The organism is Salinispora cortesiana (assembly GCF_000484695.1).
Taxonomy (GTDB): domain Bacteria; phylum Actinomycetota; class Actinomycetes; order Mycobacteriales; family Micromonosporaceae; genus Micromonospora; species Micromonospora cortesiana.
On record NZ_AXVR01000086.1, the window covers coordinates 1 to 10,944 of the forward strand.

The following is a 10,944-nucleotide window of genomic DNA, read 5'->3' on the forward strand; positions in this document are numbered from 1 at the left end:
AAGATCATCAGAGTCGCGCTCGTCCCACAACTCCCGCCCGACCGGTCATCAACACGGACAGAACACCTCAAGCCGGAACAACGCCGGGGCCGTGCGTTGTCCAGCCCGAAGAAGGACATCGCCACCACCTGGCCGAGCGGCCAGAGCAGCAGCACCCCGATGATCGCCAGGCCGGGCAGGAGTAGCAGATACGGGAGGCGGTCCGGCCGACGACGCCGCCGCACGGGGGTGCCTCGCGCGGCGGTCGTCTCCGGTGCCTCGGTCAAGGCGGTCACCGGTCGTTGAGGATGCTTTCCATCTCTGCGGCCGCGTCGGCGGTAGCCTCCTCGACCGTCTTCTGCCCCTTGATGACCGAGCTGTTCATCGCCTGGGTCACCGTCCTGGTCCGGCTGATCTCCACCCACTTCGGGGTGAGCGGCGTGAGCCTGGTATTCCGCATCGCGGTGGCGAACGAGGCCATGATCTTGTCGTTGGTGTACCGGTCGTCGCCGACCAGATCCCGGTAGACCGGGAAGAAGCCGAGGCTCTCGGCGAACGCCGCGTCGTTCTTCTTACTCAGCAGCACCGTGAGGTAGTCCCAGGCCAGGTCCTTGCGCTCGCTGTCCTCCCACACCGCGAGGTCGGAGCCGCCGGCGAAGACGGGTGCGGGCTCGCCGTCGAGACCGGGAATGGGAAAGGTGCCCCAGACCTGCTCGATCTCGGGATTGTCCTTCGTGATGGCGCCCTGCTGCCAACTGCCGGCGAAGGCCATGGCGGCATTGCCGGTGGCGAACTGGGTTCGGGCGTCGATCTCGTTCCAGCCAGCAGCGGCGGGCGGAGCCACCTCGTGCACGGTGACCAGATCGGTCCAGAACCTGACCGCCTGCTGTGCCGCGGGCGTGCGGTAGCCGGAGGTCCAGGTGTCGCCCTCCTTGGTCGCGATCTGCGCACCGGCGGCCCAGAGGAACGAGTAGAAGGGCAGCTCCGAGTTGCCGGGCAGCGCGATCCCGTAGGTATCCGGCTTCTTCGCCTGCACGGCCTTCGCGGCGGCGACCAGTTCATCCCAGGTCTTCGGCGGCTCCGCGACGCCGGCCTCGGCGAACCAGTCGGTGCGGTAGTAGATGCCGCGCACGCCGGCGTACCACGGAATGCCGTACTGCTCCCCGTCGAGCTGGGCGTTGCGTACCAGGTCGGGGAGGATGTCCTGACCCTCGTCCCAGTCACCGAAGCGCTCCGTGAGATTGGCCAGGGCCCCCTGCGCCGCCCACCCCTGGGTCTCGGTGTTGCCCAACTCGGTGACGTCCGGCCCCTCGCCACCGGCGAGCGCCGCCTGGAACTTCTTCGGCGCCTCGAGCCAGGGGAGGTACTGCACCACCACGTCGGTCTCCGGACGCAGCTGACGGAACTCGGCCTCGACCCCCTCGAGGAACCTGGTCTGCGCCTCGCTGCCCTCGCCCATCATCCAGACAACCAGCTCGCTGCGGTCGGCTGCCGCGTCCGAGCCGCCACAGGCTGACAGCACCATCACCGCCGAAGCCACAACGGCGGTGACCGGGGCCAACCGCTTCCACCTGTTCACGCCATTTCTCCCTCGCATCGCCGACGCAAAGCTTCCGCGCCGCATGGTAGGAAAAATTCCGTTGCTACAGGGGGCACCGTTGCGCGGGGTAACGACCGCGATCCAAGCAACCGGATGCCGGATCACCGGTGGGCGCTGCCACCGCGCCAGCCCAGGCGCGCCACCACGGCCACCGCGATGGCGGCGAAGACAACCTGGAGCAGCAGCTCACGCCAGTCGAACCCGTCCGCTTCGGCGAAGCCGACGGAGCGGGCGACGATCGCCCCGAGCAGCGCGGCACCGACACCGATCAACAGGTGCAGCCAGCCGGGCATGTCCTGCCGGCCCGGCACGACCAGACGGCCCAGCGCACCGACGATCAGACCGACGAGCAGGGTGGTGAGGATGCCGGAGACGGTCAGCTCCACGGTCGTTCTCCTCTGCCGGGAAGGCGAGTCCGGTGTGACCGGCGACGCGGTGGTGCACCGTTCCCGACCTGAGAAGCCCCAAACCGGCCCCGCCTGCAGCCAGGTCACCAGAGCCACTCCCGGCCCAGCCCCACTACCGCCAGGTCACCAGAGCCACTCCCGGTCCGGCCCCGCAGCCACGCCGAGACCCGCACCGGGGCCAGGGCCCCGGACAGACGCCGGGGTGCCCTGCTATGCCGCGGCCGCTGCGCTCACTTCTTACCGGATGTCTTGCCGCCGCCACCGGAGTCCGCGGAGAGCGCGGCGATGAATGCCTCCTGCGGCACCTCGACCCGACCCACCATCTTCATCCGCTTCTTGCCTTCCTTCTGCTTCTCCAGCAGCTTGCGCTTACGGCTGATGTCACCGCCATAGCACTTCGCCAGAACGTCCTTGCGGATCGCGCGGATCGTCTCCCGGGCGATCACCCGGCTGCCGATCGCCGCCTGGATGGGCACCTCGAACTGCTGGCGGGGAATCAGGGACCGCAGCTTCGCGGCGATGGTGGTGCCGTAGGCGTACGCCTTGTCCTTGTGCACGATCGCGCTGAACGCGTCAACCGGCTCGCCGTGCAGCAGGATGTCCACCTTGACCAGGTCGGAGGCCTGCTCGCCGGAGGGCTCGTAGTCCAACGACGCGTACCCCTTGGTACGGCTCTTGAGCTGGTCGAAGAAGTCGAAAATAATCTCCGCCAGCGGCAGCGTGTAGCGCAACTCCACCCGGTCGGCGGAGAGGTAGTCCATGCCGAGCAGCGTGCCCCGGCGGCCCTGGCAGAGCTCCATGACCGCGCCGACGAAGTCGTTCGGGGTCAACACCGTGGCCCGCACCACCGGCTCGTACACCTCAGCGATCTTGCCGGTCGGGTACTCACTCGGGTTGGTGACCACGACCTCCTCGCCGTCCTCGTTGATGGCGCGGTAGACCACGTTCGGGGCGGTGGAGATCAGGTCGAGGTTGAACTCCCGCTCCAGCCGTTCCCGGATGATCTCCAGGTGCAGCAGGCCGAGGAAGCCGCAGCGAAAGCCGAAACCGAGCGCACCGGAGGTCTCCGGCTCGTAGGTCAGCGCCGCGTCATTGAGCTTGAGCTTGTCCAACGCGTCCCGCAGGTTCGGGTAGTCCGACCCGTCGATCGGGTAGAGGCCGGAGTAGACCATCGGCTTCGGGTCCTTGTACCCGCCGAGCGGCTCCTCCGCCGGCCGCGCGTTGATGGTGACGGTGTCACCAACCCGCGACTGCCGGACATCCTTCACGCCGGTGATCAGATACCCCACCTCGCCGACACCGAGGGCGTCGGCCTTGACCATCTCCGGGGAGATCACACCGATCTCCAGCAGCTCGTGAACCGCGCCGGTGGACATCATCTTGATCCGGTCCCGGGCGTTGATCTGCCCGTCAACCACCCGGACGTAGGTGACCACGCCCCGGTAGACGTCGTACACCGAGTCGAAGATCATTGCCCGGGCCGAGGACTCCGCCACACCGACCGGCGGGGTGAACTGCCGGACGATCTCGTCGAGCAGGTACGGCACGCCCTCGCCGGTCTTGCCGGAGACCCGGATACAGTCCGCCGGATCGCCACCGATCAGGTGGGCCAGTTCCTCGGCATACTTCTCCGGCTGCGCCGCCGGCAGGTCGATCTTGTTGAGCACCGGGATGATGTGCAGATCGTTCTCGAGCGCCAGGTAGAGGTTGGCCAGCGTCTGCGCCTCGATGCCCTGGGCGGCGTCAACCAGCAGGATCGCGCCCTCGCAGGCCGCCAGAGAACGGGAGACCTCGTAGCTGAAGTCAACGTGCCCAGGGGTATCGATCATGTTGAGCACGGCGCTCTCGCCGGCCCGCTCCCCCTCCCGAATCGCCCACGGCATCCGGACGGCCTGACTCTTGATGGTGATCCCGCGCTCCCGCTCGATGTCCATCCGATCGAGGTATTGCGCCCGCATCTGTCGGGGGTCGACCACGCCGGTGAGCTGCAACATCCGGTCGGCCAGGGTCGACTTCCCATGATCGATGTGGGCGATGATGCAGAAGTTCCGGATACGCGCCGGTTCGGTGGCACCAGGAATGTTCGCGCCGGAATCGAGCGTCGGTGGCACAGCGGTCCGTTCTGGTCGACTGACGTTGAGCGGGCCGGCGCGGCACCGGCCCCCTCTATGCTCCCACGCCACGCTCGCGGGTCCGCTGTGCGGGCAAACCCGAGCGCACCCTGCCGACGAACCGGGCCAACTCAGCGGCAGGCCGGACCGCCTCGCCCGGCAGCCCGATAGCTCACTGGTAACTGGATGAACTCGATTATTCGCCCGGTGGCTCGACGAAGAGGGTGGCGAGTTTCGGAAGCCGGCGGCGAGCCTCATCCGCGTCGTCGAAATCCCAGAAGTCATTCAGGTCCGGCACCGGAACCGGGTCCCGGTGCGCCGGCAGCTCGGTCGCGGTCACCTTCCGATACGCCTCCCACGGCACCGCCAGCATTCGAGCGCAGGCGAACTCCGCACCCGACAACGACGCGGTCCGCACCGGTGGCAGCTCGGCCAGCGAGTCCGGCTCGGCGACGGCACGCGCGAACACTTCGCGCCCCTGGGTCATCAGCCAGCCGCGAAAGTCGTGGAAGCCGTCGTCGGAGATGCCTCCGTTGATCAGGTACGCCGCACCCCAGAGGTCCACTCGGTACGAGGCGGCCAGCACCCGGGCCTGATGCCGCGTGTATCCGAGGATCTCTTCCGGCTCCCGCGCCGCAAGCAGGTCCACAACCCGAACGGCGACCGCATCCGGCGCTCCCCCGCCCCCTACCCGGGCCTCGTCGATCAGCTGCCAGAAGTCGTCGGTCCGCATGACCCGCCAGTCTTCCAGAGCCACCGGTCACGGGCGCCTAACCACCTCCTTCGAACCCCACCGGTCACCGGCACCCAACCACCTCCCCGACCCACCGGTCACGGCTCACCGGCGACACCCGCCGCGCCCGCATCGACACAGTGCCTCTTTACCGTCGACACGTTGCCCTCTTTACCCGGCGGACCGGCAAATCCGTACGACACTGGAAGGATGCCGAGTTCACCCCCGCGCCCCGTGACCACCCGCCGGCCCGGCTGGTCCGACCTGCCAGTGGGTATGCGGGCAGCCCTCGCCGACCGCCTCGGCGCCCCCGTGGTCGCCACCCGCATCGCGACCGCCGGCTTCACCCGAGGCTTCGCCGGAGTGCTCTCCGCCGCCGACGGTGGCCGGGCCTTCGTCAAGGCCGCGCCCCACGACTCCCATTTGGCCAACTGGTACTGGCGAGAGGCGACGGTCCTGGACCGGCTCCCACCCGGGCTGCCGGCACCCCGAACCCGCTGGACCCTGGCGGAGTCCGGCTGGTTCGCCGTCGCCCTCGACGTGGTTGACGGCTATCCACCCAGACACCCGTGGGAGCCGTCGGAGCTGACCACCACCCTGACCGCGTACGCGGAGGTCGCCGCCGCCCTGGACCCACCGCCCAGCGACCTCGCCGCGCTCAACCCGCCACACCTGGCCGACCTGGCCCAAGCCGACATCCTCCGCTGGGGTGACGTGGCAGCAGGCCGAGAGCCCGCTCCGCCGCTGCCGGCCGGGCTCGAGCAGCTGCTGCCCGAACTGGTCGGGCTCGAGTCCCGGCTCCCGGGGTACCTCGCCCCGGCGTCCGGGTTGATCCACGGCGACCTACGGCCGGACAACGTGCTACTCACCTCGCACGGGCAGGTGTGGTTCTGTGACTGGACCTGGCTCTGCCGCGGTCCGGCCTGGTTCGACCTGGTCACGCTCCTCCTCGGGGGACAGGCCGTGGAGCAGCAGGAGGTCACCGTCGCAGCGTTGGCCGGGACCAGCGGCGCAAGCCCCCTGACCGAACCAGCAGGCTCCTCCTACCCGGAGGCCACCGTCGGACCGACGCCCGCCCTGACCACCGACTGGCTGGACGCCGCCTTCGTGGCCCACCCGGCTGCCGCCGACGCCCCGCCGGATGCCCTGGATGTCACGCTGGCCGCACTGGCCGGCTATTTCCTCACCACCGCAGCCACGGTGCCGGAGACCGCGACCGAGCAGCTCGCGGCCCACCAGCGCCGCAGCGGTGAATACGCGCTCACCTGGCTCGCCCACCGGCAGGGCTGGAGCTGAGCCCCGCGCCGGAGGCGAAGCACCGCTGCCACGCACACCGCGCCTGTCGGCGGCTGGGAGGCGGCTTTTGGCGCTACCCGAGCGACCTGGTAGCCTGGCACTTCGCGCGACGATGACGCATGCTCGCCGCGTGGATGCAGACCAACCCGAGCTATCAGACGAGGCTGTCGCGTGGCGAACATCAAGTCCCAGATCAAGCGCAACCGGCAGAACGAGAAGCGCCGGCTGCGTAACAAGTCGGTCAAGTCGTCGCTGAAGACCGCCATCCGCAAGTTCCACGAGGCCGCCGAGACCGGCGACGTGGAGAAGGCGACGGTTCTCATGCGCGATGCCGCCCGCAAGCTGGACAAGGCCGCCAGCAAGGGCGTTATCCACGCCAACCAGGCTGCGAACCGTAAGTCGGCTATCGCCAAGCGCGTGGCGTCGTTCTCCGCCTGAGCAGGCCATACCAGTTCAGGACGAAACCCCGGTCCGATCCGGTCCGGGGTTTTGTGCTGCCCGCCGCACGCGTCTGATGCTAACCGGAGCGGCGGTCGGGCTGCCGAAGTTTCAGCGCTCGACCGGGGGCGCTGCGCTCACGGGCAACTCCCGCGCTGCGCTCGGTGGCAACTCCCGCGCTGCGGCCGGAGCCATCTCCCCTGGGCGCTGCAGCGCGGACGAGACGACCACGCCGGGAACGCTGTGCCAGATCCAGCCAACCCGCGCGGTGCCGACCACCGGCTCCATCTGGTGGCGGAAGCGGTCCCGCTCCTGGTCGGGCACATGCGCCGCGGAGCGGACGACCCACGCCGCCACCACGTCGTTGATCTTCACCATCACCGCGACCATCGCCGGCAGCACCAACACCGACCACCAGCTGACCAGTTCAGCGAGCGCCAGTAGCGCCGCCAGCGCGACGGCCCCCTCGAAGAAGACGAAGCAGAGCACCCCACCGGGGTTGACGAACCGCAGCCCCAGCAGGCGCGCATACAACGGCCGGTAGCGCTCCTCCTCCGCCACCAGGGTGGCCCACGACCTCGGTCCGGTCACCGGGCGCCGCCCTGCCGCGCCGCTGCCACCGAGAAGACGGCCCGCTCCAGCGCGTACGCCCGGTCGTCCGAGCCCCCCTTCACGGCCGCGTTGCACTCGGCTGCGGCCCGCATGGCCTGCACCAGCCCCTCCGGCGTCCAACCGCGGCTCTGCCGCTGTGCCCGCTCAATCTTCCAGGGCGGCATGCCGAGGGAACTGGCCAGTTGGTAGGGGCTTCCCCGACCGGCGGAGGCGACCCGAGCCACGGTACGCACACCGTCGGCGAGCGCATCAGCGATCGGCACCGGGTCAACACCGACATGCAGCGCCCAACGCAGGGCTTCCAGCGCAGCCGGCACGTCGCCCACCATCGTCGCATCGGCGACGGTGAAGCCAGACACCTCGACCCGTCCCCGGTAGTACCGGGCCACCGTCTCCGGGCTGATCTTCCCGTCGGTGTCGGCCATCAACTGCGAGCAGGCGGCGGCGAGTTCGCGCAGGTCATTACCGACCGCCGCGAGGAGCGCCTCGGCGGCGGCGTCGGTACACCGGCCACCCGCCCGCCGAAACTCGTCGCGGACGAACGCCACCCGCTCCCGGTGCCCCTTCAGCCGAGCAGCCGGCACCACGGTCGCGCCGGCCGCCTTCAGCCCGTCCGCGAACGCCTTGCCCTTGGCCGCACCGAGGTGGAGCACGACCAACTGCACCTCGGGGTCAGGGTTCTTCGCGTAGTCGAGGAGGGCCGCCGCCAGGTCCTTGCGCGCGTCCTGGCCGGACCGCAGGATCAGCAGCCGCCGTCCGCCGAAGAGCGACGGGCTGAGCATCTCCGCGATCTCACCGACGCTGAGGGAGCCGGCTTGATATTCACGTACGTCCACCTCCGGATCCACACTCCGGCTCTGGGCGACCGCCTCGCTGACCGCGCGAGTAGCGAGGAGTTCCTCGTCACCGAGGACGAGCAGAATCGGAGCGAGGCTGGCGGCGGTCACGCCGCCCATATTCGCATGGTCAGCCGAGCACGCCAGCCCGGTCGTCTGCCCTCCGATGCCAGAGCCCGCACTCAGCGCAAATCCCGACTTTTACGTCTGTTTCGCCTTGAAAACTGACATACCGAGCGCCGGGTGGGGCTCCCAGCGCTCGGTATGACGACGACGGCGCCTTGAACACCTATCCCGGGCTAGTAGCCGCCCCGAACCCGTCGTAGTGCGTCAACGACATCCGCGCCGCCCTCGGGGGTCGTACCGGCATCGATGTCAGCCACTGGTGAAGCCATTGCCGTCGGTACCCAAGCTCCCAGACCCAGCCCGGTCCGGCACGCCTCCGGTCAAACCGCCCACCTATAGTCGGCCGCATGTACTTCGTGTGTCGCTGGCGGGAGGAATCGCCGTTCAGCAAGCGGGTGGTCACCCTGCCTGACGCGACCGTGCTCGACTGGTTCCGCCGCGGCTGGGAGCACGACGACCCGGACGTATGGATCGATAGCGAGTTGGGCGGCGACGTCTACGGCCTGGAGTCGATCTTCGAGGAGGTCCGGAAGCGGGACCTGCCCCAGCCGGAGACCGTTGACGAACTGCGCGAATTGCTGCACGAACACCTCTGGGTGGAGGGTGCCGACAAGGACAACTTAATTCGGCTCAGCGAGCACGCCCTGAGAGTGCGTACCGATGACGACGAAGTAGACCTGGCCTACTACTTCGTCGACGACGAGGCCGCCGCGTCGTCCGACCGGTTTGCATTCCTACTGCACGACACCTGGCCCATGCCCAGCACGGCTGCGCCCGACGCGACCTTCGACCACGGAATACCGGTTCGTACCGTCCGGCTGGCCCCGCCCGGGCCGGAGTCCGTCTTCTCGGTCCACCTGTGCTGGCAATCGCCCGACACTATCCGGAACCTGGATCTGGCCGGCGCCACCGTCTTCCCTGGCCTGACCTTGCCGGACCTCGCCGCCCACCTGCGCGGCGTCAACGACGCCGACACCCACCATTGGCCGCACGACGCCCGACTCCTGCGGGCCCTCGTCGCCCCCGGAGAGAACGACATCGGCCCTGCGCTGGAGCGCTACGCCCGGCTACCCGGGTACGCCCCGTTGCCCGCCGACGTCGACCCAGCACCCGCGCACGCCCCGATCCTCGGGGACATGCTGGAACTGCCGCACACGGAGCGGCCCATCGAGTCGCTGATCCGGTTGGACCCGCACATCGCGCAGGCCGCCCGGTACATCGACGGCTTCTTTGGGTTCGATCAGTGGTTCCTCTTCGACACTCGATGGGCGGCGGCCCACTCGGACCTGGCCCGCTCGCTGCTGCGGTACACCACTCACTGGGATCCGTACGAGACGTAGATCCTCACCGCCGGCTACGACCGACTCCTCGTCAGAACCAGCCCACACCGTGCCCCTGTTCGACACGAGGCCAGCGCCCGCAACCCAGCAGACAACCCGGATATCGTGACGGCAATGGCCGACCAGGGGCGGATGCGCCAAGCCCACCTCAGTCGCCGTGCGCTCCTGCAAGCGGAGCCTGGAAGCCTGATCGCAGCACTGCCTGAGAGCGGCCCGACCCACGAGACAAAGACCGTCCGGATCGATCCGGCTATCGTGGACCACTTCACGCGAATGCGCTGCGTACTCGTGGAATCCGACAACCGAATCGGTGCCGCCACGACCCTGCCGACCGTGCGAGGGCAACTCGGGCTCATCGCCGAGTACCGCAGAGCCACCCCAACACCGGTATGACCCCTGCCGCTCGCCCCTTCGACGTCGCCTTCGTCGGTCGGGCCAACGTCGACCTCACCACTCACGTCCCCCACCGCGCCAGTCCGGGACGCACCACCTTTGGATCACCACTGACCACCCGTCCCGGCGGGAAGAGCCTCAACCAGGCCATCACCACCGCCCAACGAGGTGGACGCACCTGTCTCATCGCCAACATCGGGTCCGACTCCTGGGGCCACCAAATCCACACCGCCCTCACCGAGACAGGCGTTGACACCCGCTATCTCACACACATCCCCAATACCGCCACCAGCGCTGCCGTCATCGAGGTCACCCCCGACGGCGAAAGCTACATCACCCTTTCCCTCTCCCCCGCCACCGAACTCACCAGGCACGACATCCGGCAGGCCACCACCACCCTCAACAGCCGGGCCATAGTCGTCCAACTCGACCTACCCGCCGAACCCGTCACCACCCTGCTACATCAACGTCCCGCGCCAATCGTCATCGGCAACCTCGTCCCCCACGCCAACCTCCACCCCAACCTGCTACGCCACCTCGATCTCCTCGTGGTCAACCACCACGAAGCCACCGCTATCCTGCGCACCAACACCACCAACCCCCTCCACGCAGCCACCGCCCTACAGCAACTCGGACCCCGCGCCGTCGTCGTCACCGCCGGCCCCGACGGCGCCGCCTACATCTACCCCCGCGGATCCGGAACCATCCCCGCCCCCGCCGTGCCCGTCATCGACACCACCGGCGCTGGGGACGCCTTCCTCGGCGCCCTCGCCCTCGACCTCACCCGACAGACCCCACTACCCGACGCCGTCACCACCGCCACCCACATCGCCGCCCAGACCATCCAACACAGCGGCGCCAACACCACGCTGCCCATGACCAGCCACAACCCGCCAACACCGCCGCAAACATCAGCACCGTGAGCCGCTACGTGAGATGCCGGAGCGCTGCCACCACGAAGCCAATATCGCGGGCAAGCCAACCCGGGACATTCACCAGGTGGTGATCTTGTAACGGTTTCGTGAGGTCCGGAAAGGCGAAAGTGCCTGCCAGGCAAGGGAAAATGGTGATTG

At 68.7% G+C, this 10,944-nt stretch carries 11 protein-coding genes and 1 pseudogene; 5 read left to right on the forward strand and 7 right to left on the reverse strand.

Features of this window, described 5'->3' with window-relative positions; translation table 11 throughout:
* The 5 genes and pseudogenes from K228_RS0122660 to K228_RS0122680 form a co-directional block, all read right to left on the reverse strand.
* Positions 1–275 (reverse strand): annotated as a pseudogene (locus K228_RS0122660) (hypothetical protein); the annotation flags it as partial.
* Positions 272–1,558, reverse strand: a complete 1,287-nt coding sequence (locus K228_RS0122665; RefSeq protein WP_025620464.1) for an extracellular solute-binding protein — start codon at positions 1,556–1,558, stop codon at positions 272–274. The gene K228_RS0122665 and the pseudogene K228_RS0122660, both read right to left, overlap by 4 nt.
* 122 nt (positions 1,559–1,680) lie before the next feature.
* Positions 1,681–1,965, reverse strand: a complete 285-nt coding sequence (locus tag K228_RS0122670; RefSeq protein ID WP_025620465.1) for a GlsB/YeaQ/YmgE family stress response membrane protein — start codon at positions 1,963–1,965, stop codon at positions 1,681–1,683.
* A gap of 251 nt (positions 1,966–2,216) precedes the next feature.
* A complete protein-coding gene (gene lepA / locus K228_RS0122675) occupies positions 2,217–4,097 on the reverse strand; it encodes a translation elongation factor 4 (protein ID WP_025620466.1) in 1,881 nt (626 codons plus the stop codon).
* 196 nt (positions 4,098–4,293) lie between these two features.
* Positions 4,294–4,830 carry a DUF4240 domain-containing protein gene (locus K228_RS0122680; protein ID WP_025620467.1) on the reverse strand — a complete coding sequence of 179 codons (537 nt, stop codon included), beginning with the start codon at positions 4,828–4,830 and terminating at the stop codon, positions 4,294–4,296.
* 234 nt (positions 4,831–5,064) lie between these two features.
* Here K228_RS0122680 and K228_RS0122685 point away from each other — a divergent pair, with 234 nt between their 5' ends.
* Positions 5,065–6,126 (forward strand): phosphotransferase family protein, encoded by a 1,062-nt coding sequence (locus K228_RS0122685; protein WP_025620468.1) that lies wholly within the window; start codon positions 5,065–5,067, stop codon positions 6,124–6,126.
* Between the two features lie 171 nt (positions 6,127–6,297).
* Positions 6,298–6,564, forward strand: coding sequence for a 30S ribosomal protein S20 (gene rpsT, locus K228_RS0122690; RefSeq protein WP_012014671.1), 267 nt, complete (start codon positions 6,298–6,300; stop codon positions 6,562–6,564).
* Positions 6,565–6,675: 111 nt separating this feature from the next.
* On the opposite strand, the gene K228_RS0122695 is transcribed toward rpsT, so the two are convergent.
* A complete protein-coding gene (locus tag K228_RS0122695; RefSeq protein WP_029723901.1) occupies positions 6,676–7,155 on the reverse strand; it encodes a hypothetical protein in 480 nt (159 codons plus the stop codon).
* Positions 7,152–8,132, reverse strand: a complete 981-nt coding sequence (gene holA, locus K228_RS0122700) for a DNA polymerase III subunit delta (RefSeq protein ID WP_025620469.1) — start codon at positions 8,130–8,132, stop codon at positions 7,152–7,154. Before holA ends, K228_RS0122695 begins: the two co-directional genes overlap by 4 nt.
* 353 nt (positions 8,133–8,485) lie before the next feature.
* On the opposite strand from holA, the gene K228_RS0122705 reads away from it, so the two are divergent.
* From K228_RS0122705 to K228_RS0122715, 3 genes are all read left to right on the forward strand, one after another.
* Positions 8,486–9,478, forward strand: coding sequence for a hypothetical protein (locus K228_RS0122705; RefSeq protein WP_025620470.1), 993 nt, complete (start codon positions 8,486–8,488; stop codon positions 9,476–9,478).
* Between the two features lie 114 nt (positions 9,479–9,592).
* Entirely contained in the window at positions 9,593–9,871 is a 279-nt protein-coding gene (locus tag K228_RS0122710; RefSeq protein WP_025620471.1) for a hypothetical protein, read from the forward strand.
* On the forward strand, positions 9,868–10,794 hold the full coding sequence (locus K228_RS0122715) for a PfkB family carbohydrate kinase (protein WP_025620472.1): 927 nt from the start codon (positions 9,868–9,870) through the stop codon (positions 10,792–10,794). Before K228_RS0122710 ends, K228_RS0122715 begins: the two co-directional genes overlap by 4 nt.
* Positions 10,795–10,944 lie beyond the last annotated feature (150 nt).